The organism is Guptibacillus algicola, from assembly GCF_020171805.1.
GTDB classification, from domain to species: Bacteria; Bacillota; Bacilli; order Bacillales; family Guptibacillaceae; genus Guptibacillus; species Guptibacillus algicola.
This window is the reverse complement of the sequence record NZ_JAIVAF010000001.1, coordinates 1,124,337-1,146,946: the sequence shown is the minus strand read 5'-3', so window position 1 is coordinate 1,146,946 and position 22,610 is coordinate 1,124,337. Positions and strand designations below refer to the sequence as shown.

20 protein-coding genes and 1 riboswitch are annotated in these 22,610 nt (G+C 41.2%); of the genes, 19 read left to right on the top strand and 1 reads right to left on the bottom strand.

Annotated features, from left to right (window positions below; translation table 11 throughout):
- Positions 1-5: 5 nt before the first annotated feature.
- The 3 genes from LCM09_RS06025 (at position 6) to LCM09_RS06015 (ending at position 3,152) form a co-directional block, all read left to right on the top strand.
- A complete protein-coding gene (locus tag LCM09_RS06025) occupies positions 6-1,448 on the top strand; it encodes a S41 family peptidase (protein ID WP_404800795.1) in 1,443 nt (480 codons plus the stop codon).
- A gap of 98 nt (positions 1,449-1,546) precedes the next feature.
- Positions 1,547-2,749 carry a PDZ domain-containing protein gene (locus LCM09_RS06020; protein WP_224879563.1) on the top strand — a complete coding sequence of 401 codons (1,203 nt, stop codon included), beginning with the start codon at positions 1,547-1,549 and terminating at the stop codon, positions 2,747-2,749.
- A gap of 172 nt (positions 2,750-2,921) precedes the next feature.
- A complete protein-coding gene (locus tag LCM09_RS06015; RefSeq protein WP_224879561.1) occupies positions 2,922-3,152 on the top strand; it encodes a DUF2198 family protein in 231 nt (76 codons plus the stop codon).
- A 3-nt stretch (positions 3,153-3,155) separates the two neighbouring features.
- On the opposite strand, the gene LCM09_RS06010 is transcribed toward LCM09_RS06015, so the two are convergent.
- Entirely contained in the window at positions 3,156-4,022 is an 867-nt protein-coding gene (locus LCM09_RS06010; RefSeq protein WP_224879560.1) for a sulfite exporter TauE/SafE family protein, read from the bottom strand.
- Between the two features lie 174 nt (positions 4,023-4,196).
- Here LCM09_RS06010 and uvrB point away from each other — a divergent pair, with 174 nt between their 5' ends.
- From uvrB to LCM09_RS05930, 16 genes are all read left to right on the top strand, one after another.
- A complete protein-coding gene (gene uvrB / locus LCM09_RS06005; protein WP_224879558.1) occupies positions 4,197-6,173 on the top strand; it encodes an excinuclease ABC subunit UvrB in 1,977 nt (658 codons plus the stop codon).
- Between the two features lie 7 nt (positions 6,174-6,180).
- Positions 6,181-9,048: an excinuclease ABC subunit UvrA gene (gene uvrA / locus LCM09_RS06000; RefSeq protein ID WP_224879556.1), complete on the top strand. Its 2,868-nt coding sequence runs from the start codon at positions 6,181-6,183 to the stop codon at positions 9,046-9,048.
- 109 nt (positions 9,049-9,157) lie between these two features.
- Positions 9,158-9,451: a magnetosome magnetite crystal formation protein family gene (locus tag LCM09_RS05995; protein ID WP_224879554.1), complete on the top strand. Its 294-nt coding sequence runs from the start codon at positions 9,158-9,160 to the stop codon at positions 9,449-9,451.
- A 51-nt stretch (positions 9,452-9,502) separates the two neighbouring features.
- Positions 9,503-10,555 carry a DUF4097 family beta strand repeat-containing protein gene (locus tag LCM09_RS05990; protein WP_224879552.1) on the top strand — a complete coding sequence of 351 codons (1,053 nt, stop codon included), beginning with the start codon at positions 9,503-9,505 and terminating at the stop codon, positions 10,553-10,555.
- 29 nt (positions 10,556-10,584) lie between these two features.
- Positions 10,585-10,941, top strand: a complete 357-nt coding sequence (locus LCM09_RS05985) for a phage holin family protein (protein WP_224879550.1) — start codon at positions 10,585-10,587, stop codon at positions 10,939-10,941.
- A gap of 83 nt (positions 10,942-11,024) precedes the next feature.
- Positions 11,025-11,594, top strand: a complete 570-nt coding sequence (locus LCM09_RS05980; protein ID WP_224879548.1) for a glycerol-3-phosphate responsive antiterminator — start codon at positions 11,025-11,027, stop codon at positions 11,592-11,594.
- Positions 11,595-11,801: 207 nt separating this feature from the next.
- Positions 11,802-12,629 carry an MIP/aquaporin family protein gene (locus tag LCM09_RS05975; RefSeq protein ID WP_224880110.1) on the top strand — a complete coding sequence of 276 codons (828 nt, stop codon included), beginning with the start codon at positions 11,802-11,804 and terminating at the stop codon, positions 12,627-12,629.
- Positions 12,630-12,671: 42 nt separating this feature from the next.
- Positions 12,672-14,174 carry a glycerol kinase GlpK gene (glpK, locus tag LCM09_RS05970; RefSeq protein WP_224879546.1) on the top strand — a complete coding sequence of 501 codons (1,503 nt, stop codon included), beginning with the start codon at positions 12,672-12,674 and terminating at the stop codon, positions 14,172-14,174.
- Positions 14,175-14,518: 344 nt separating this feature from the next.
- The gene (locus LCM09_RS05965; RefSeq protein ID WP_224880108.1) at positions 14,519-16,141 is read left to right on the top strand and encodes a glycerol-3-phosphate dehydrogenase/oxidase; all 1,623 of its coding nucleotides are present in this window, start codon (positions 14,519-14,521) and stop codon (positions 16,139-16,141) included.
- Positions 16,142-16,278: 137 nt separating this feature from the next.
- Positions 16,279-17,217 carry an HPr(Ser) kinase/phosphatase gene (hprK, locus tag LCM09_RS05960; protein WP_224880106.1) on the top strand — a complete coding sequence of 313 codons (939 nt, stop codon included), beginning with the start codon at positions 16,279-16,281 and terminating at the stop codon, positions 17,215-17,217.
- A 29-nt stretch (positions 17,218-17,246) separates the two neighbouring features.
- Entirely contained in the window at positions 17,247-18,059 is an 813-nt protein-coding gene (gene lgt / locus LCM09_RS05955; RefSeq protein ID WP_224879543.1) for a prolipoprotein diacylglyceryl transferase, read from the top strand.
- Positions 18,060-18,071: 12 nt separating this feature from the next.
- A complete protein-coding gene (locus LCM09_RS05950; protein WP_224879541.1) occupies positions 18,072-19,019 on the top strand; it encodes a nucleoside recognition domain-containing protein in 948 nt (315 codons plus the stop codon).
- Positions 19,009-19,653, top strand: coding sequence for a pyrophosphatase PpaX (gene ppaX / locus LCM09_RS05945; protein WP_224879539.1), 645 nt, complete (start codon positions 19,009-19,011; stop codon positions 19,651-19,653). Before LCM09_RS05950 ends, ppaX begins: the two co-directional genes overlap by 11 nt.
- The gene (locus LCM09_RS05940) at positions 19,650-20,156 is read left to right on the top strand and encodes an acyltransferase (RefSeq protein WP_224879537.1); all 507 of its coding nucleotides are present in this window, start codon (positions 19,650-19,652) and stop codon (positions 20,154-20,156) included. The genes ppaX and LCM09_RS05940 overlap by 4 nt, the downstream gene beginning before the upstream one ends.
- A 95-nt stretch (positions 20,157-20,251) precedes the next feature.
- A riboswitch (cobalamin riboswitch) is annotated at positions 20,252-20,436 on the top strand.
- A 171-nt stretch (positions 20,437-20,607) separates the two neighbouring features.
- A complete protein-coding gene (locus LCM09_RS05935; protein ID WP_224879535.1) occupies positions 20,608-21,585 on the top strand; it encodes an ABC transporter substrate-binding protein in 978 nt (325 codons plus the stop codon).
- Positions 21,569-22,609, top strand: a complete 1,041-nt coding sequence (locus LCM09_RS05930) for a FecCD family ABC transporter permease (RefSeq protein WP_224879533.1) — start codon at positions 21,569-21,571, stop codon at positions 22,607-22,609. The genes LCM09_RS05935 and LCM09_RS05930 overlap by 17 nt, the downstream gene beginning before the upstream one ends.
- Position 22,610: the final 1 nt, after the last annotated feature.

Here is a 22,610-nt window from a genome sequence, read left to right as displayed (position 1 = left end):
TGAATATAAAAGGGAAGGTTGTCGGACTACTCGTCGTTATTGCCCTGCTTGTAGGCTCAGGAGGTACATATGCTGCAATGGCGCTCTTTCAGGATGATTCGAACGGAGGAAGTGAGCGTTCGGTTTCAAACGGTTCTGATAGCGACATTGATTCTGAAGAACTCACAAAAATCAATAAAGCTTATGAACTTATAACCGATCGCTATGTAAGTGATGTAGATCAGAAGAACTTACTTGATGGCGCGATTAAAGGAATGTTAGATACGCTAGAAGATCCTTATTCCGTTTATATGGATCCTGAAACCGCTGAACAATTTAGTCAGTCATTAGGCTCTTCTTTTGAAGGAATAGGTGCAGAAGTAAATATGCAGGATGGACGGGTAACGATCGTTTCTCCTTATAAAGATTCTCCCGCTGAGAACGCCGGCCTTCGACCCAATGATAAGATTATGACGATCGATGGAGAAAGTACCGAGGGTCTTGATCTTTACGACGCTGTGTTAAAAATCCGAGGAGAAAAAGGTACCGTTGTGAAGTTGGGAATCCAGCGACCTGGTGTCTCTGAAACATTAGAAGTCGACGTGACTCGAGATGAAATCCCGATTGAAACAGTCTACTCTGATACGGTGAGAAAGAATGGTAAAACAATCGGTGTCTTGCAAATCACATCTTTCTCGGAGAATACAGCAGAGAGTTTTTCAAAAGAACTAAAGAAGTTAGAAGATCAGGGAATCGATGGCCTTGTTCTTGATGTAAGAAATAACCCTGGTGGTTTATTAAATAGTGTTTCTGATATTGCTCAGGAAGTCATTCCAGGTGAGAAGCCTTTCGTACAGATTGAAGATCGAAAAGGAGAGAAACAACGTTCCGTTTCGTCTCTTCAAGAAAAGAAAGACTATCCGATCGTTGGTTTGATTGACCGAGGAAGTGCTTCAGCTGCTGAAATACTGGCCGGAGCGTTAAAAGAAGCAGGCGGATATGAACTGGTCGGTGAAAAAACATTTGGAAAGGGAACAGTTCAGACAACAGTTGATCTTGGGGATGGCAGTAACATCAAGCTAACAATGTTTAAATGGTTAACTCCTGATGGAAACTGGATTCATAAAGAGGGAATTAAGCCAACTGTTGAAGCTGACCAACCTTCTTATTTCTATGTAAATCCACTTAATACTGAAAAAACACTGCAGTATGACCAGAATAATAAGCAGGTTGAATCTGCACAAGTTATGCTCAAAGGTTTAGGATTTGAGCCTGGTCGAACAGATGGTTATTTCAGTGATAAAACCACTACCGCTGTAAAAGCATTTCAGCGTACAAACGATTTATCTGTTTCTGGTAAAATCAATGAAGAAACAGCTCAAAAACTACAAGAAAAAATATTGGAATCAATTCGAAATCCCGAGAACGATATTCAGTTAGAAACGGCTGTGGAACTACTAGCAAAGTAAATTAAGAAAAGGAAACGAGCTAGTTATGTCGAAGCTATTCCGCAGGATATCCTGCGGAATTTTCTTTTGACAGGAATTGAAAGATGGAGGAGTAAATCATGGCGGAAACGATAGGTCTTTCCATATTAAAAGGTATAGTCTCTTTTTTAATAAACCCACTTACTTATATTAGCTTAGTGGCAGCTTTTATGATTGGGTTATCACGTGTCAAACGAGATCGACGTGATTTTCATACTCGGGTTCACGACGTTCTCGACGATGTGAAATTTGCGATTGTTCCAGGTATTATAGCGGGTATTTCAATCCTTATTCTAAACTTATTATTAGGACTAGTCGTTCCGATGGGGATTGTGTTAGCTATTAGCATCAGTGCGATTCTTATTCTTGTAACAGGGCAAATGCGTTTCTTATCGCCGGCATTTGTATTTATCCTTCCTGTCTTAGCCGCTCTATATTATGAACCTATCGATCTAGGAAGTGAGTGGTTGAATTCATGGCAAACCGGCTTTGATTCTGTATCCCTTATTGCCTTGGCACTCATCGCTGGATTGTTGCTTATTGTCGAAGGCGTTCTTATTCATCAGAATGCTAGAAAGCAAACGTCTCCAAGATTAGTAAGGAGCAAACGCGGTAAGCTCGTTGGAGCTCATGAGGTCCAAAGGCTTTGGTTGTTACCGCTCTTTCTCTTTCTTCCTTCAGGTGCAATCGAAGCAAGTTCGTGGTGGCCATTATTAGAATTCGGCGATCAAACGTATTCATTCTTAATCCTTCCACTGCCAATTGGATTCCGAAAATTAATCCACCATACATTGCCGGCACCGGAAATTAAAAGAAATGGTATTCATGTTGTGACAGTAGGCGTATTTGCTACGTTACTTGCTACTGTAAGCTATTTCGTTAATGCCGAATGGCTCGCTCTTTCTGTGTTTCCATTGATCGTGATCCTAAGAGCAGCTATCTTACTTCTTCATAGAGGAATGAATAAACCTGCTTATTTTAATGAACGTAACGAGGGTCTTGTTATTCTTGGTATTCTGCCTGAATCACCTGCTGATCAAATGAATCTTCAGGTTGGTGAAGTCATTTCTAAAGTGAACGGATTGTCTTTAGGAAATGGGACAGATTTTTATACTGCTCTTCAGCAGAATGCGGCATTTTGTAAACTACAGGTCCTTGATTTCAATGGCGAAATAAGATTTGAACAAAGAGCGCTCTACAACGATCAACATCACGAATTGGGATTGCTATTTGTGAAAGAACAGCGACTCGATGATTCTATTGATTATGCAAAAGAAAGCTAATCGTTCGAACGAAAAAAAGGCTGTTGAGAAACCTCTCAACAGCCTTTTTGGTTGATTCAAAGTAGAATAAAATGAATAGCTTTTAATAAGAATTTTAACACTTAATAGCATTCTCTCATTCATTTGTTGTAAGATGGAGAAAGAGTTACGCTTTAGAGAGGGGAACCAACTCATGCAGGAGATATTAGCAGCATTACTCATCCCAGCGATTGTTGCCGTTGTGTTTACACGCGTTACATATAATAAATATGTTAGTCTCGGATTAGCACTGCTTTTCATGTGGGCAATTTTTGGAGGGTTTGACCACCCGATTCATTTGATCCTTATCACGATTCTTTCTGCTTTGATCGGATTTTATTTTTCTAGGAAGATTCAAAAACAAAATAAGAAAAAGATAAAATAGCGTCTATTCTGAAGAGAATAGACGCTTCTTTTTTGTTCTATACTGATAGCTAAAGAAAATGATGAGTGGAGTGATATAGATGGCAAGGATACTTAATCCTGCTATCGGTAAATGGAAGAGTTCCAAAATGACACTCACCAATGTAAAGATATATAGTGTACCCAATAGTTTCTGTATAACGTGATTGGAAACAAATTCAGTAATTCCAGCCCCTATACGCGAGCCTATAATCGCACCGATTACTAAAATACATGCTAGAGTGAACGGAATACTTACACTTCCTATGTATGAAAAGAACCCTGTAGATACAATAATGAAGATGCTTGCAAGAGACGTTCCTACTGCTAAGCGTGGTGGAAGACCTAGAACACTAATTAAAAGTGGCACCATAACAAACCCACCCCCTACGCCAAGAACAGATGAAATAAACCCACCGGCTAGTCCGATTAGAATTGCTCGAACAGGGGAAATGGAATACAACTGAGACGATTCCTGGGTAGATTGCTTTTCCGTTAGCATGGATAGTGCGAAATAACTGAGTAACCCTACATATAAGAGTGAGATGACAATTTCATCATAACCGATCGACTCTAAAAAGAGGACGAGCGGTTTTGCTATTTGGGTGCTTAGCATCCCGCTGATCGATAAGATGATAACAGGTTTCCAAAGTATATGTTTTTGTTGATAGTGTTTAACCGCTCCTGAAATAGAAGTACTCATGCTATATAGTAAGCTGATCGTAATCGCAGTTGAAGGTTCATATCCGAGCAGGAGAAGAATAGGTGTTAATAAAAACCCCCCGCCTACTCCAAAGAACCCTGATATTGCGCCGATCGCTAGTCCTAGTGGTAATGCTAAGAAAACAAACAAGGTCATAACTCCTTTTTCTGAAAAGGGTATTTGCTCACTCAGCATACCTTAGTTTTTGTAATATCGGAAGTGTCGTCCTAAAAAAAGGGGAATACCAGTTCGTTTCATTTGAAGGAATAGCCATCATTTATGATATAATAAATTTTATGAAGAATACGAACGGAGGCGACTAAGGTGGAAAGACAGTTTGAATTGGTCTCTAAATATGAGCCTCAAGGCGATCAGCCTGAAGCAATTAAAAAGCTTGTTGAAGGTGTAAATAATAATGATCGGTATCAAACATTACTTGGAGCGACAGGTACTGGAAAAACATTCACAATGTCCAACGTAATCAAAGAGGTTAATAAACCGACGCTTATTATTGCTCATAATAAAACGCTAGCAGGACAATTATACAGTGAATTTAAAGAGTACTTTCCTAATAATGCTGTTGAGTACTTTGTGAGCTATTACGATTACTATCAGCCTGAAGCTTATATTCCTCAATCGGATACTTTTATTGAAAAAGACGCTAGTATCAATGATGAAATCGATAAGTTGCGACATTCCGCAACATCAAGTTTATTCGAACGTAACGATGTCATCATTGTTGCCAGTGTTTCTTGTATCTATGGTTTAGGTAATCCAGAAGAATACAGAAGCCTAGTCGTATCCCTAAGATCTGGAATGGAGAAAGACAGGGACGGTCTTCTACGTGATCTCGTTGATATTCAATATGCACGTAACGACATTAACTTTACTCGTGGTACATTCCGGGTTCGCGGAGATGTTGTTGAGATTTTCCCAGCATCAAGAGACGAAAACTGTATCCGAGTTGAGTTCTTTGGTGACGAAATCGATCGTATTACAGAAGTGAATGCATTGACTGGTGAAATATTAGGTCAGCGTGAACATATTGCTATTTTCCCTGCTTCCCACTTCGTAACGCGTGAAGAAAAGATGAAGATGGCGATCAAACGGATTGAAGCGGAGTTAGAAGAGCAGTTAAAGAAGATGAACGAAGACGGCAAACTTCTTGAAGCACAACGACTGGAGCAAAGAACAAAGTATGACATCGAGATGATGGCAGAAATGGGCTTTTGTTCTGGAATTGAAAACTATTCAAGACATCTAACTCTACGAGATGCTGGGGCTACGCCATATACCTTAATGGATTACTTCCCAGAAGACTTCTTAATCATGGTCGATGAGTCTCATGTTACATTGCCTCAGGTTCGAGGAATGTATAACGGAGATCAGGCGCGAAAAGGCGTACTCGTGGATCATGGATTCAGACTTCCTTCAGCCAAGGACAATCGACCGTTAAGGTTCGAGGAATTTGAAGAAAAAGCTCATCAGTTTGTCTATGTGTCTGCTACACCTGGGCCATATGAAGAAGAGCATTCAACAAAGGTAGTAGAGCAGATCATTCGCCCTACAGGATTACTTGATCCTACAATTGAAATCAGGCCGATCGAGGGTCAAATCGATGATTTACTTGATGAAATAAATAAGAGAGCCACGAAAAATGAGAGGGTTCTTGTTACAACTCTAACGAAAAAGATGTCAGAGGACTTAACCGATTATCTAGTAGAAATGGGTGTGAAAGTTCGTTACCTTCATTCAGAAATAAAGACGTTAGAGCGAATTGAAATCATCCGTGATTTACGCCTTGGTGTCTTTGATGTCTTAGTCGGCATCAACTTGTTGAGAGAAGGGCTAGATATCCCAGAAGTATCTCTCGTTTCGATCCTTGATGCAGATAAAGAAGGTTTCTTAAGATCTGAACGATCATTAATTCAGACGATTGGACGAGCAGCTCGTAACTCTAGCGGTCATGTCATCATGTATGCAGACAAGATCACGAAATCAATGGATATCGCGATGAATGAGACGAAGCGGCGTCGTGAAACACAACAGGCATACAACGAAAAATATGGTATTACTCCTACGACGATCAAAAAGGAAGTTCGTGACTTGATTCGAGCAACTGTGGCAGCTGAAGAAGGCGAAGAGTACACAGCTCCGAAGCCAGGTAAGCTGAACAAGAAAGAACGTACGAAGATGATTGAAAATGTTGAGAAAGAAATGAAGGAAGCTGCACGGGACCTTAACTTTGAGCGTGCTGCTGAGCTTCGTGATTTACTATTAGAGCTTAAAGCGGAAGGATGACGAATAAATGGCAAATGAAGAAATCGTCGTCAAAGGGGCAAGAGCCCATAATTTAAAAAACGTTGATGTGTCGATCCCTAGAGATAAGCTAGTCGTTTTGACTGGCTTATCTGGTTCGGGAAAGTCATCATTAGCTTTTGATACGATTTATGCAGAAGGGCAAAGACGATACGTAGAATCCCTCTCTGCTTATGCAAGGCAATTTCTTGGGCAGATGGATAAACCTGATGTCGATGCAATTGAAGGATTATCTCCTGCAATTTCGATCGATCAGAAAACGACTAGTCGTAACCCTCGTTCCACTGTAGGAACAGTAACCGAAATCTACGATTACTTGCGCCTATTGTTTGCGAGAATCGGACGTCCTGTGTGTCCTCGTCATGGAGTGGAAATCACTTCTCAGACAATTGAACAAATGGTCGATAGGATCCTAGAATATGAAGAACGCACGAAGCTACAAATCCTAGCTCCCGTTGTATCTGGTCGAAAGGGAGAACACGTAAAGATCCTTGAAGATATTAAGAAGCAGGGCTACGTGAGGGTTCGTGTCGACGGTGAAATGATGGAAGTAGCAGATGACATTGCCTTAGAGAAGAACAAAAAACATTCTATCGAAGTCGTAATCGACCGTATTGTTGTAAAGGATGGTGTCCAATCAAGACTTGCTGACTCACTTGAAACAGCTCTTCAACTTGGAGGAGGACAGGTCATTGTAGATGTGATAGGAGAAGGAGAACTTCTTTTCAATCAACATCATTCTTGTCCATACTGTGGATTTTCAATCGGCGAATTAGAGCCGAGAATGTTTTCATTTAATAGCCCATTTGGCGCATGCCCATCTTGTGATGGAATTGGTTTAAAGCTAGAAGTAGACCTCGATCTCGTTATTCCAGACTGGAGCTTAACGCTTAATGAACATGCACTTGCTCCATGGGAACCGGTTAGTTCTGGTTACTATCCGCAGCTTCTTAAGAGCGTCTGTAATCATTTTGGAATCGATATGGATACACCTGTCGAAAAGCTTCCTAGGCATCTCCTTGATAAAGTGCTTTATGGTAGTGGAAATGAAAAAGTCTACTTTAGATATGAGAATGATTTTGGGCAAGTAAGAGAGAACAATATTCATTTCGAAGGCGTCGTGCCTAACGTTGAACGACGTTATCGTGAAACGAGCTCTGACTATATTCGTGAGCAAATGGAAGCGTATATGTCTCAAAAACCCTGCCCAACTTGTAAAGGGTATCGACTGAAAAAAGAAGCGCGTTCTGTTTTAATTAACGGAAAACATATCGGAGAAGCAACGGAGTTTGCTATTAAAGATGCTTCTGTCTTCTTTGATGAGCTACAACTCACAGCGAAGGAAGCGACCATCGGTAAAATGATTTTACGAGAAATAAAGGATCGCCTTGGATTTCTTGTAAATGTTGGATTAGATTATTTAACTCTTAATCGATCAGCAGGTACTCTATCTGGAGGAGAAGCTCAGAGAATAAGGCTCGCTACGCAGGTAGGTTCAAGACTTATGGGTGTGCTCTATATCTTGGATGAGCCTTCGATCGGGTTGCATCAACGAGATAATGATCGCCTCATATCTACTTTAGAAAACATGAGAGACTTAGGAAACACGTTGATCGTTGTAGAACATGACGAAGATACGATGCTTGCGGCAGATCATATTATCGACATTGGTCCAGGTGCAGGAGCGCACGGGGGATATATAACGTCACAAGGTACTCCGGCTGAGATTATGAGTGATGAGGAGTCTCTTACAGGTGAATATCTCTCTGGTAAAAAGTTTATTCCCGTCCCTTCTGAACGAAGAAAGACGGATGGGCGATATATTGAGATCGTTGGGGCGAAAGAAAATAACTTAAAGAATACGAATGCGAAAATCCCGATCGGTTTATTTACATGCGTAACGGGTGTATCAGGATCAGGAAAAAGTACGCTCATCAATGATATTCTCTATAAGTCCCTTGCACAAAAGCTTCATAAAGCAAAAGACAAACCAGGCGAACATAGGAAAATTAAAGGGTTAGAATACGTCGATAAAGTAATCGATATCGATCAATCACCAATCGGTCGTACGCCAAGGTCAAACCCAGCAACATATACGGGTGTTTTTGATGATATTCGTGACGTTTTTGCACAAACAAACGAAGCAAAAGTCCGCGGATATAAGAAAGGTCGCTTTAGCTTTAACGTAAAAGGCGGCCGTTGTGAAGCGTGTCGTGGAGATGGAATCATAAAGATCGAGATGCACTTTTTACCTGATGTGTATGTTCCTTGTGAAGTATGTGAGGGGAAACGGTACAATCGTGAAACGCTGGAAATAGAATACAAAGGGAAAAATATCGCTGATATATTAGGGATGACAGTTGAAGACGGGCTCGAGTTCTTTAAGAACATTCCTAAAATCAATCGAAAGTTACAAACGCTATATGATGTTGGTCTGAGTTATATTACGTTGGGCCAGCCGGCTACAACGGTGTCTGGAGGAGAAGCACAGCGCGTGAAGCTTGCCTCACAGTTATATAAACGATCAACTGGGAAAACACTCTATATCCTTGATGAGCCTACAACAGGCCTTCATGTCGATGACATCGCGCGATTACTTCAGGTATTGCAACGATTAGTGGATAACGGTGATTCTGTTTTAATCATCGAGCATAACTTAGATGTGATTAAGACTGCTGATTATCTAGTTGATCTTGGACCAGAAGGCGGAGATGGTGGCGGTGAAATCATCTCTACAGGAACTCCTGAAAAAATCGTGAAAGAAGAACGGTCTTATACAGGACGTTATCTTGCGCCGATTCTTAAGCGAGACAAAGAGCGGATGAAAAAGAAGCTAGAACAAACACAATCTGTTTAAACATAAAAGACAGCCGAACTGGCTGTCTTTTTATTGAATATAACTTTATGAAACCTTCTCATTGTTTATTCGTATAAATAGGTAGATAGTTTTGAAAGGAGAAACATGCATGTCTGTGGAAAAAGTAATGTCGTCACTATGTTATTTTAGTGTGTTTTTCGCTCCATTCCTATTTCCAATCATCGTCTTTTTCGTAATGAGAGATGAGGAAGTTACGTATCATGCGAAGCGGGCAGTCCTTTCTCATTTATTACCGTTCGCTAGTGTGATTATCGCCTTTATAGCAGTATTTGGATTGGATATTGGAGTCGTTGTTTTCCTTGGTTTCATCGTCTTTGGTTTACTTAATGTCATTGTGTTTATCTGGAATATCGTAAAAGGAATTCAAGTTCTCCGCTGGTAATCAGGTATAAGTGTTAGACCACTTCAATAAATGAAAAGGGGATGTTTTTGAATGAACGAAGAACGCAAAATGATTTTGACCATGATCGAAGAAGGAAAAATCACTGCAGATGAAGGTGCGAAACTATTAAGCGCACTTGGTAATGCGGATACGAAAAAAGAAGAAAAAGCTGCTGAGCCGGAGCCAGAACGGTCTCAACCAGGGTATAGAGTCGGTCAGTTTGTAGAGTCGTTGATTCAAAAAGTGAAGGACATGGACCTTGACTTTAATTTCGGTTCATCAGAAGAAGCTGCACACGTGTTTGAACAACAAGATGTTTCTCTAGACACAATAGACATACACGTAAGAAACGGAGAAATTGCTTTTCAAACTTGGGACCAGAACGATGTGAAGATCGATTGTAAAGCAAACGTATACCGTGTATCTAATGCGGAAGCTGCAAAAGAAAAGCTACTAAGAGATACGTACTTTTCAATCGATGAAGGGAAGATGACGTTTAAGTCTGAAAGAGCGGATGTGAAGCTTAACATCGTTGTTTATGTACCTGCTAAAGAATATGAAAGAGTATGGATTACTACGTTTAATGGTGATGTTACTGGAGAAACGATTCATTCAGCGAAAGCGAAACTGAAGACCGCTAATGGGAAGGTTGGAATCAAGTCATCTGAAGTAAAAGATTTAGAAGCTGAAGCTGGGAATGGAGCAATCTCGGTAGTAAATACAAACGGTGATGTTTGCGAGCTAGAAACAGCAAACGGTCCAATAACTCTTGATGGCACGTATAAAGAGGTTGAAGCACAATCCCTAAATGGAGCAATTCGCTATACGCTTCTAGAAACAGTAAGTGGAAGCATTCAATTGAAAACCGTAAATGGTACGATTCAAGTAAATGTTCCAAAAGGAATGAATCTAACTGGCGACCTGAAGTCTACAATCGGAGCGATTACAGCTGATTTAGATAACATGAGCGTAGTGAGAGAAAAACAAGAAATCTCTCACAGAATGAAGAAGTTCAAAACTGAAGTAGATTCAGAATATAATTATCGAATCGATGCCACGTCTACAGCTGGTTCAGTTACAGTAGCGTATTCCACTAACGAATAACGCTTACACTTGTGATGGAGGGATAGCCCTTGGGGCAATGGTTGATCAGTTTAATCGTAAACAGTATCGTTTTAATGGTGGTGGCTGGTTACTTTGAGGCCTTCTATTTAGAGGGGATCGGAGCTGCAGTTATAGCGAGTGTTTTACTATCTGTGATAAACGTGTTTATCAAGCCAGTATTAATCGTATTAACACTACCGGTTACGATTGTAACGTTCGGATTGTTTTTAATCGTAATTAACGCGATAACATTGTTGATCACAGCTGCGTTCATGGGGAGCTCTTTCGTCATCGATGGCTTTGGGATGGCGATCCTTGCAGCAGTGATCATCGGGTTATTAAATTTATTAATCGATAAGCTTATTCTCGATCGAATCAAAAAGTAATGAAACACACGCCTTCAAATGGCGTGTGTTTTTTATTTTTGGTCACTATATCTGGTAAGATAGTATGAAAAGGAGGCTGCATTATGCCATTTCATAACCAGACGATTTTGCCTGCAGTTAGGAAGATGCGGGATTTTGAAACATTATTGAATAGTTCATATACATATATCGTGTTGCTCGATTCCCACATCGGTCAATTAAAATCAATTGTGAAAGAAGGAAAGAGAGCGGATAAACAAATTCTTTTACACGCAGATCTTGTACAAGGGTTAAAAAACGATGAACATGGTGCTGAATTTCTTTGTCAGGAAGTGAAGCCAGCTGGTTTGATCTCGACAAGGTCGAATGTGCTATCCGTCGCAAAACGGCGCGATATCATTGCTGTGCAGAGGTTATTTATGCTTGACTCTATGGCGCTTGAAAAAAACTTAAATATAATTAAGCATACACAGCCAGACTGTGTGGAGATCCTCCCTGGGATTATTCCTCAAGTATTCGAAGAATTGCATGAAGAAATTGAGGTTCCTATTTTCGCAGGTGGTTTTATACGCTCTGTTGATGATGTAGAACTCGCTCTAAAAGGTGGAGCAACTGCAGTAACAACGTCAAAAAGCGAGCTGTGGAAGCATTATGAACCCAAAAAAAGGATTTGACATCGCTTACATATATTTGTTTTAATAAACAGTAAGTTAATACAACGTGCCGGAGACGAGGAGAACCACGCAAAATTCCTATCAGATGTATAGGAAAATTTGTCGTGGTTTTTTATGTTACTTTTGAAATGGCGCAAACAGGGTATAGTTGAGAGTAGGAATACATTTCAACATACCATACTTAGAAAGAAATGGTAGGTGTCAAAGATGACTCCATTTGTTGGGGAAATATTAGGTACAATGATTTTGATTATCTTTGGTGGAGGGGTTGTCGCTAACGTCAACCTCAAGGACTCAAAGGCTCAAGGTGGCGGCTGGATTGTTGTCGCTCTTGGGTGGGGACTCGGTGTAGCGATGGCTGTCTATGCAGCTGGACAGGTTAGTGGTGCTCACGTAAACCCTGCAGTAACATTAGGGTTAGCAGCGGTTGGAGATTTTCCATGGAGTCAGGTACCTGGCTACATAACAGCACAAATGATTGGAGCCTTTCTCGGAGGGTGTATCGTCTACTTTCATTTTCTTCCGCACTTTCGTAAAGAAGAAGATAAAGCGCTTAAATTGGCGGTGTTCTCAACGGATCCAGCTATACCGCATACGTTCAGTAACTTCCTAAGTGAGTTTATTGGAACAGCAGTGCTACTGAGCGGTCTACTCGCAATTGGTTCAAACGAATTTACAGAAGGGTTAAATCCATTCATTGTTGGCTTTTTGATCGTAGCAATTGGTCTTTCGCTTGGCGGAACGACTGGCTATGCAATTAATCCAGCCAGGGACTTAGGTCCTCGTATCGCGCATTTCTTTTTACCTATTCCAGGTAAAGGTGATTCCAATTGGAGATACGCATGGATTCCTGTAGCTGGGCCAATCTTCGGAGGCATTTACGGTGCTATCTTCTATAAGTCTGTGACAGAAGCAAATTACAGCATGGAATTCTGGTTTTCAACGCTCTTTGTCACAATCTTTTTGTTTGGCCTCTACCATGCTGGTGATAAGGTAGAAGATAGTATCCATTCAGGTGAAAAGGCGAAAAATTAATCGTCCTAAAATTTTATTCTAGATTAAAGGGAGGACTTCACAATGGCAGAACAAGAAAAGTATATTTTATCACTCGATCAAGGAACAACAAGCTCACGCGCTATCTTATTTAATAAGAAAGGTGAAATCGTTAACGTAGCTCAAAAGGAATTCAAGCAACACTTTCCTGAGTCTGGTTGGGTGGAACATGACGCCCAAGAAATTTGGAGTTCTATTCTTTCCGTAATGGCACAAGTTCTATCTTCTACTTCAGATATTGCTGCAAAAGATATTGAAGCAATCGGAATTACAAATCAGCGTGAAACGACTGTTGTATGGGATAAAAACACTGGAAAGCCTGTCTATCACGCAATTGTTTGGCAATCCCGTCAAACAGCGGGCATTGTTAATGAGCTGAAGGAACAGGGCCACAGTGAAATGGTTAGGGATAAAACGGGGCTGCTCATCGACGCATACTTCTCAGGCACAAAAGTAAAGTGGATTCTTGATAATGTAGACGGTGCTCGCGAGAAGGCGGAAAATGGTGACCTGTTGTTTGGAACGATCGATACGTGGCTCATCTGGAAACTATCTGGTGGAAGTGCTCATGTAACTGACTACACGAACGCCTCTAGAACGTTAATGTACAACATTCATGATTTGAAATGGGACGACGAGCTTCTTGACATGCTAGATGTTCCAAAATCAATGCTTCCTGAAGTTCGTCCTTCTTCTGAGGTTTATGCAGAAACGGTAGATTATCACTTCTTTGGTCAAAACGTACCGATTGCAGGCGTTGCAGGAGACCAACAAGCAGCATTGTTTGGTCAGGCATGTTACGAAAAAGGAATGGCTAAGAATACGTATGGCACAGGTTGCTTTATGTTGATGAATACTGGTGAAAAAGCTGTTAAGTCTGAAAATGGTCTTTTAACCACGATCGCATGGGGAGTTGATGGTAAAGTTGAATATGCACTTGAAGGAAGTATCTTCGTAGCAGGTTCAGCTATCCAGTGGCTTAGAGACGGACTTCGCATGTTTAATTCTGCGCCTGAAAGTGAGAAGTATGCTGAGCGTGTTGAATCGACTGAAGGCGTCTATATGGTTCCAGCCTTTGTAGGATTAGGTACGCCATATTGGGATAGTGATGTGAAAGGAGCCGTATTTGGCTTAACGAGAGGGACAAGCAAAGAGCACTTTATCCGTGCAACTCTCGAGTCACTTGCTTACCAAACGAAAGACGTTCTCGATGCTATGACAGCTGATTCAGGCATTGATTTGAAAACACTCCGTGTCGATGGCGGCGTTGTGAATAATGATTTCTTAATGCAGTTCCAAAGCGATATGATTGGAGTTCAAGTAGAGCGCCCAACTGTTAACGAAACAACAGCATTAGGTGCAGCTTATCTTGCTGGTCTTGCAACAGGATATTGGGAAAGCCGTGAAGAAATTGAAAAGCAGTGGATGGTTGATCGTGCTTTCGAACCTGAAATGAAAGAAGACCAAAAGGAAGAATTGTATGACGGCTGGAAAAAAGCTGTGAATGCGACAATGGCATTTAAATAACACTTCTGAATAGCAACTCAAACTAAAGTGTGCTACACTAAATATAAGTTAATAGTAAAGCGGTCGGAGAAAAGGAGAAGACTACAACGCTCAAGCATAGGAGAACTATGGCTTGAGATGTTGTGGTCTTTTTGTTGTTTTAGCGAATTAAAAAGTTAAATCGCTAAATTTGTTTCGACTACGTATAGTTTATAAGTTTTACCATGCTTTATTCCTTATGGAGAAGGGTATGGTAATAAGAGCCTATTTAAAACGAATGGATGATCTAGTCTAGATATATAAAAGGAGTGAGCGTTTTGGTTAAACCATTTTCTGGATTGCAAAGAAGCGTTATTTTAGATCAGATGGTATCTGAAGAATTGGATCTATTAGTAATTGGTGGAGGTATTACAGGTTCAGGTATTTTACTTGATGCAGCATCACGAGGAATGAATGCTGCTGTTATTGAGATGCAGGATTATGCTGCAGGTACATCAAGTCGTTCAACGAAACTTGTCCACGGAGGCCTTCGATACTTAAAGAACTTTGAAGTTGGTCTTGTGGCTGAGGTAGGTAAAGAACGAGCCATTGTATATGAAAATGCTCCACACGTTTCAATTCCAGAGTGGATGCTGCTACCGATCTTCAAAGGTGGGACATTTGGTAAGTTCTCTACTAGTGCAGGTCTTGCGTTGTATGACCGCCTTGCTGGTGTTAAGAGAAAAGAGAGAAGAAGCATGCTTTCTAAGAAAGAAACAATGTCAAAAGAGCCATTACTTCGAAAGAACGATCTAAAAGGTGGAGGGTATTACGTTGAATACCGAACTGATGACGCCCGTCTTACTCTTGAAGTGATGAAAGAGGCTGTTCATCGCGGAGGGAAAGCAGTTAACTACGTAAAAGCAGAACAGCTTTTGTATGAAGATGGCAAGGTCGTTGGCGTACGTGCAATGGATGTCATTACAGGTGAGACACGAGAAATCCGAGCGAAAAAAATTGTGAACGCAGCGGGTCCTTGGGTAGATGATATCAGAGAACTTGATCAGTCTAAGAAAGGGAAACACCTCTTTATGACAAAGGGAGTTCATCTTGTTTTTGATGAAAGTAAGTTTCCACTTCAGCAAGCTGTGTATTTCGACACACCATTTGAAGATGGCCGTATGATGTTCGCTATTCCAAGAGCTGGAAAAACATACATTGGTACAACAGACACGGAATACAAGAAAAATCCTGTTCATCCACAAATGACAGTTGAAGATCGCGATTATATCATCGATGCAGCTAATTATATGTTCCCAGGAATCAAACTAGACAAAGATGATGTGGAATCTAGCTGGTCGGGTGTACGTCCACTTATTCATGAAGAAGGAAAGGATCCGTCCGAAATTTCTCGTAAAGATGAAATCTTCCACTCCAACTCAGGATTAATTACAATTGCCGGGGGCAAGTTAACTGGCTATCGTAAAATGGCTGAGAAAGTTGTCGACTTCGTTGCTGATGAATTTAAAGATGAGAAATATAAAAAGTTTCCTAGCTCCACTACAAAGAATATGGTTCTCTCTGGAGGGGACGTTGGTGGAAGCAAAGGATTCAAAGATTATGCGACGAAGCAAGTTCGCCGCGGTACAACGCTTGGCTTATCAGTAGAGGAAGCTGACAGACTCGTTCAGAGATACGGTTCTAATATCGAGCGAATTTACCAGATTATCGAAACGATCGGAACAGAAGCAAACTTCCATGGCTTAAGTCTTGAGGTATTCGCAACACTTATCTACGGTATTGAAGAAGAAATGGTAGCAACACCGCTCGATTACTTTAATCGTCGAACGAGCGCGCTATACTTCGATATCGAATGGGTGAAAACATGGAAAGAACCTGTGATTGAATATATGGCAAAACGTTTGAACTGGTCGAACGAAATGAAAGAAGCTCATAAGCAAGATCTCGAACAACAACTTCATGATGCTGTTGTACCAGTTGATGCGTAATAAGAACGCCGATGCGAAAGCATCGGTTTTTCTTTTGGAGAATTTTGTGGTGCATCATTCTGTTCTTTCAAATGTGAAATGGTACAATAGAAAATAGCGAAAAATGTAACTATAAGGTTCGATCAAGGAGGTTTATGATGGTAAAAGTTCGCATGAAAGATGTAATGGAAAAATTTAGCCTTGAACTTGTAAGTGGTGGTGAGGGGATTCATCGCCCGATCATCACAAGTGATATTTCACGTCCAGGTCTTGAAATGGCTGGTTTTTTTACATATTATCCTGCTGAAAGATTGCAGTTGTTAGGGAAGACTGAGCTGTCTTTCTTCAATGGATTGCCTGAAGAGCAAAAACAGGCGCGTATGGAAAAACTATGTACAGATGAAACCCCGGGTATTGTGATCTCGAGAGATATGATTGTGCCTGATGAGCTGATTCGTTCTTCGAAAGAAAATGACGTTCCAATCCTACGTACCAGTATGACGACAACTCGTTTGAGTAGTAGACTGACGAACTATCTGGAGAGTCAACTTGCTCCTAATACTGCGATTCACGGTGTACTTGTTGATATTTATGGTGTCGGCGTTCTCATCACAGGTTCAAGTGGTGTTGGAAAAAGTGAGACGGCCCTAGAACTCGTTAAGCGTGGTCACAGACTAGTAGCCGATGACTCTGTAGAAATTCGACAAGAGGCTGAGAACACACTCGTTGGTAGTGCTCCTGAATTGATCCAACATCTTCTTGAAATAAGAGGATTGGGGATCATCAATGTGATGACTTTGTTTGGTGCGGGTGCAATCCGAAATTACAAAAAGATCTCATTAGTTATCAATCTTGAGTTATGGGATTCTAAGAAAGTATATGATCGCCTTGGTCTTGAAGAAGAACATATGAAGATTATTGACTCTAACGTCCCTCGCCTTGTGGTTCCAGTGCGTCCTGGACGAAATTTAGCCATCATCATTGAGGTCGCGGCTATGAACTTCCGTCTGAAAAACATGGGAATGAACGCAGCGAAACAATTTTCTGAGCGTTTAACGAAGGAAATTGAAGATGGAGATGAGCACGATAGCATCTAATAGAGTGAACTTAGAAAGGGGAAACTGACATGCTAGCAACGATAGAACCTCTAGATCGGATTGCTGTTCAACTTGGACCAATTTCAATCTATTGGTATGGCATCATTATCGCTCTTGGGGCATATCTTGGACTTGTTCTTGCCGTTAGAGAAACACAGCGCCAAGGACTACCAAAAGAAACGTTTGTCGATTTAATCTTATGGGCTGTGCCCATTGCCATAGTTTCAGCAAGAATTTATTATGTCATCTTTCAGTGGGGCTACTATAAGGATAACCCGGGGGACATTTTTGCGATATGGGAAGGCGGAATTGCCATTCATGGTGCATTGATCGGTTCCGTTATTACCGCTCTTGTTTTCACTCGAAAGCGCGGGTTATCATTCTGGAAGATCACTGACATTGCTGCTCCTAGTATCATCCTTGGTCAGGCTATTGGACGTTGGGGTAACTTTATGAACCAGGAAGCACACGGCGGAGAGGTAACAAGAAGCTTTCTTGAAAATTTAATGCTTCCTGATTTTATCGTGAATCAGATGTTCATCAACGGAACATATTATCACCCAACTTTTCTGTATGAGTCTCTTTGGAACTTAGTCGGATTTGTTATTCTAATTCTCTTACAAAGAACAAACGTGAAACGAGGAGAAGTCTTCCTATCCTATGTAATCTGGTATTCAATCGGGCGCTTCTTTATAGAAGGATTACGAACAGATAGCCTTATGTTAACTGAATCTCTCAGAATGGCGCAGGTTATTTCGGTTGTTCTAATCATCGGTGCAATCATCATAATCGTTTATCGTAGGATGAAGAAAAATCCGAAGCCTTATAACGAAAAATCCTAGGAGGACGTTGGGATGGGAACACTACAACGTGGATTGAAAACGGGTCTCCACACAACGTGGGAGCTAGGCAAAATCATTTTCCCAATAACTCTTCTTGTTACGATTCTAAGGTATACACCTGTACTTGGATGGCTGATCAATGTAATCGAACCTGGTATGAAGTGGATCGGACTATCAGGAGAAGCAGCCATCCCACTCGTAATCGGAAACTTCCTGAACCTCTATGCAGGAATTGGAGCGATTCTTACGCTGGATCTATCCGTCAAAGAGGTGTTTATCCTTGCCGTCATGCTCTCTTTCTCACACAATTTGTTGATTGAATCTGGAGTTGCTGCAAAGGTTGGCGTCAAACTATGGGTGATTTTGTGTGTGCGGATTGGTCTAGCATTGTTATCAGGATTCATCATTAACCTCGTTTGGCAAGGTGGAGAAAAACAAGCGGTTTATGGTTTCGTACCGCAAACTAGCGAGGAAATTAACGGATGGGGTGCCATTCTACTTGAAGGTCTTGAAAAAGCTTCGATTGGGATATTACAGCTCGCGATCATCGTTATTCCATTGATGATTTTTATTCAAGTGATGAAGGATCGATCTTGGCTTTCTGTCTTTTCTAGGTGGATGGCACCTATCACAAGAAGTCTCGGTATGAGGGAGAATACGTCGACGACGCTCGCTGCAGGTCTTGTATTCGGTCTTGCTTACGGTGCGGGTGTGATGATTCAGGCAGCGAAGGAAGACGGGGTTAAGAAAAAGGATCTTTATTTGGCGTTTATTTTTCTTGTCGCGTGTCATGCTGTTATTGAGGATACGCTGATTTTTATCCCACTCGGCATCCCGGTGATCTATCTTTTATTAGTCAGACTGATTACAGCTGTTTTACTAACATTGGTGATTTCGATTATTTGGAAGAGAAAGGATACACGTGTGTCACACAGAAAGGAACCTTTTTATGAACATTGATACAATTCTATTTGACTTAGACGGTACGTTAATTAATACGAACGATTTAATCATGGCATCGTTCAAGCATACTTTCGAGCATTACTACCCAGGTATGTATACAGACGAAGAACTTGTGGGATTTATCGGGGAGCCACTTTATCATACGTTTGAAAAGCATGATAAAGAAAGAGCGGAAGAAATGGTTCAGTTTTATCGTGAGCACAATATCGAGAATCATGATCTTCTTGTTACCGAATTCGACGGTGTGTTTGAAACGATCAAAACGTTATCTGAAAAAGGATATAAGATGGCGATCGTCACTTCAAAAATGAGAAACACAGTCGAGATGGGCTTAAAGCTGACAAAGCTCGATCAGTTCTTCCCTGTTGTGATCACAGTGGAAGAGGTGGAAAATCCGAAGCCTCATCCTGAACAGCTCAATTCTGCAATCGAAAAGTTAGGGTCTACACCAGAAAAGTCATTAATGGTTGGAGATAGCCAATATGATATTCTTGCTGGACAAAACGCAGGCGTGAAGACTGTCGGTGTATCTTGGACAATTAAAGGGCGAGAGTTTTTATCTTCTTACAATCCAGACTATATGCTTGATCATATGTCAGAGATTCTTCCAATTGCAGGAGCGAACAAGTGAGGAATACCGAGCGTTACCCTGTTAAAGGAAGCAACGCCCTGTGGCAAATATACAAAACAGTCCCATTCTGGAAAGTAGTGAAAAACTTCGCCGTTATTCAATTAGCAAGGTATACGCCATTTATTCCAATGAAAAATTGGCTATATAAAACGTTTCTTGGAATGAAGATTGGAAGTGAAACAGCTTTTGCGTTGATGGTTATGGTAGATATCATGTTTCCTGAGCGTATTAAAGTGGGGAAGAATTCCATCGTTGGGTACAATACAACGATACTTGCTCACGAATATCTGATTGATGAATATCGTCTTGGAGACGTAGTGATTGGGAACCGTGTCATGATTGGAGCAAATAGCACGCTGCTACCTGGAATTACAATTGGTGATGATGCCATCGTTTCTGCTGGGACACTCGTTCATAAAAGCGTCCCGGAAGGTGCTTTTGTTGGTGGAAATCCAATGAGGATTATTTACACGAAAGAAGAAAGAGAATCGAAAGGATTATGATGATAACGATTACGTGGTGGTAAAGAGCTTATAGAGAGAAGATGGTTTAGCCTCTTCCGCCCCTCGCAACAATCGTGTATAATGAAGTTTGCAATTACATATGTATTGATTCGGGTGTCTTCACTATGAAGACTTAAAAGGGAAGCTGGTGTAAATCCAGCGCGGTCCCGCCACTGTAAATGGTTGTACGCTGTAAAATCCACTGTTCGTCACCTCGAATGGGAAGGAACAGCGTGCGATAACCATAAGCCAGGAGACCTGCCTGAATTACAAGCACGAACAACCTACGAGGATAGGGATGTGCGAAGGACTTTAGGCGTAGATTTATGTATTCAGTAACCCTAATTTCATTCGACCATCTCCATGCTCGTGCGTGGGGATTTTTTTATTTTATTGAAAGGTGTTTACCACCTCAACTCATCATTGTCTAAAAATAGGAGGAGAAATACACATGAAAAAGCTTTATTCATTACTTACCTTACTACTACTCGTTACAGGAATCATTGCTGGGTGTGGTGCAAATGACACAGAAAATAATGCGAGTGATACAAGTGCTGAACAAGATCAAAATTCAAAAGATAGCGCTTTCCCAGTAACAATCACGGATGCTCTAAATAAGGAAGTTGCCATTGAGGAAGATCCAGAGAAGGTCGTCTCTCTCATTCCTAGTAATACTGAAGTACTTTTTGCGCTTGGAGCTGGAAATGAATTGGTGGGTGTCTCTGATTTCGCTAACTATCCAGAAGAAGCAGCTGATATTGAGAAGATTGGCGGCATGGAATTTAACGTTGAAAAAATCATCTCCCTTAAGCCTGATCTTGTACTTGCGCACGAATCAAGTGCTAAGAACTCAGAAGCTGGTCTTCAGCAACTGCGTGATGCAGGAATCGCAGTTCTCGTTATAAATGATGCAAAAGGCTTTGATGAAGTGTATAAATCGATAGAAATGATCGGTCAAGCTACTGGTGAAACGGAAGCAGCAGAAACGATGATCGCAGATATGAAAAAGAAACTTGAAGAAGTGAAGTCAAAAGCTTCAACAATCAGTGAAGATGACCAAAAGAGTGTTTTTGTAGAAGTTTCGCCTGCACCTGAAATTTTTTCACCAGGAAAAAACACGTTCATGGATGAAATGCTCTCGCTCATGAATGCTAAAAATGTGACCCATGATGAAGAAGGGTGGAACCAGGTAGATCAAGAAGCGATTATCAAAGCAAACCCTGATGTCATCATTACTACCTACGGTTACTATACGGAGAAACCTGTTGAGAAAGTGTTGAGTCGAGACGGGTGGCAGAATGTAACAGCAGTGACTGAAGAAAGGGTTGTTGACGTTCACTCTGACCTAGTCACACGTTCAGGACCACGCCTTATCGAAGGAATAGAGGAACTTGCTAAAGCGGTTTACCCTGATGTTTTTGCTGAATAATAAGGTCGTGCCATACCTCATCGCAATAGGATTGCTGATCGGTGCCATGTTACTTGGTATTTCAATTGGAACCGTCTCAGTCCCAATTCCAACGATCTTACAGTTAATTTGGACTGAAGTACTGCACCTCCCTTCACGAACTGAAACTGATCCAATGTTCACTACAATTGTGATGGATATTCGATTGCCACGTGTGATTCTCTCAGCTCTTGTTGGGGCATCACTAGCGGTTGCTGGAGCTGCTTTTCAAGGGCTTCTTCGCAATCCGTTGGCAGATCCTTATGTACTTGGAGTGTCATCAGGTGCATCAGTTGGTGCGGTTCTTGTGCTCTTTTTCAATCTTTCTCTACCGGTTGTAGGTATGTTTACGTTGCCTGTTATGAGTATCACTGCCTCAATCATCACGATTTTTCTCGTTTTGTTTTTTGCAAGACAAATTGAACGCTCGATGCGTGTTGAGACAATCATTTTGACTGGAATCGTATTTAGTTCGTTTCTTGGTTCTCTGCTCTCACTTATGATTGCTCTAACAGGAGAAGAACTACGTCAGATCATCGGTTGGCTACTCGGAAGCGTTTCAATGCGTGGATGGGAGTACATTGCGATTATCCTGCCTTTTTTCGTAATCGGAACTGCCATTTTACTCTTTAGCAGTAAGGAATTGAATGCCATGTCCTTTGGAGAAGAACGTGCCCAACATATTGGAGTGAACGTAGCGAGGAGAAAGCTTTGGATTCTATTAGGGGGCTCTATTCTAACAGGAGGAGCGGTAGCTGTTTCTGGGACGATCGGGTTTGTCGGACTCGTGATTCCTCACCTTACCAGGTTATTATGGGGACCTGATCACAGACACCTTTTACCTCTATCCATTTTACTCGGGGCAGCGTTTCTGATCGTGACAGACCTCATATCAAGAATAATCATCTCGCCTACCGAACTACCGATCGGCGTCATTACTTCTTTGATCGGTGCACCAGTGTTCGCAATTATTTTAATTAGAAGGCGTAAAGAAAGAAGAGGGTAAG

Bases quoted from the DNA above. Each gene is read 5' to 3' on its own strand.
- LCM09_RS05975 (WP_224880110.1), top strand. From the start codon at position 11,802: ATGACTCCATTTGTTGGGGAAATATTAGGTACAATGATTTTGATTATC.
- ppaX (WP_224879539.1), top strand. From the start codon at position 19,009: ATGAACATTGATACAATTCTATTTGACTTAGACGGTACGTTAATTAAT.
- uvrA (WP_224879556.1), top strand. From the start codon at position 6,181: ATGGCAAATGAAGAAATCGTCGTCAAAGGGGCAAGAGCCCATAATTTA.
- LCM09_RS05980 (WP_224879548.1), top strand. From the start codon at position 11,025: ATGCCATTTCATAACCAGACGATTTTGCCTGCAGTTAGGAAGATGCGG.
- LCM09_RS05965 (WP_224880108.1), top strand. From the start codon at position 14,519: ATGGTATCTGAAGAATTGGATCTATTAGTAATTGGTGGAGGTATTACA.
- LCM09_RS05935 (WP_224879535.1), top strand. From the start codon at position 20,608: ATGAAAAAGCTTTATTCATTACTTACCTTACTACTACTCGTTACAGGA.
- LCM09_RS06015 (WP_224879561.1), top strand. From the start codon at position 2,922: ATGCAGGAGATATTAGCAGCATTACTCATCCCAGCGATTGTTGCCGTT.
- LCM09_RS06020 (WP_224879563.1), top strand. From the start codon at position 1,547: ATGGCGGAAACGATAGGTCTTTCCATATTAAAAGGTATAGTCTCTTTT.
- lgt (WP_224879543.1), top strand. From the start codon at position 17,247: ATGCTAGCAACGATAGAACCTCTAGATCGGATTGCTGTTCAACTTGGA.
- hprK (WP_224880106.1), top strand. From the start codon at position 16,279: ATGGTAAAAGTTCGCATGAAAGATGTAATGGAAAAATTTAGCCTTGAA.
- glpK (WP_224879546.1), top strand. From the start codon at position 12,672: ATGGCAGAACAAGAAAAGTATATTTTATCACTCGATCAAGGAACAACA.
- LCM09_RS05930 (WP_224879533.1), top strand. From the start codon at position 21,569: ATGTTTTTGCTGAATAATAAGGTCGTGCCATACCTCATCGCAATAGGA.
- LCM09_RS05990 (WP_224879552.1), top strand. From the start codon at position 9,503: ATGAACGAAGAACGCAAAATGATTTTGACCATGATCGAAGAAGGAAAA.
- LCM09_RS05950 (WP_224879541.1), top strand. From the start codon at position 18,072: ATGGGAACACTACAACGTGGATTGAAAACGGGTCTCCACACAACGTGG.
- LCM09_RS05995 (WP_224879554.1), top strand. From the start codon at position 9,158: ATGTCTGTGGAAAAAGTAATGTCGTCACTATGTTATTTTAGTGTGTTT.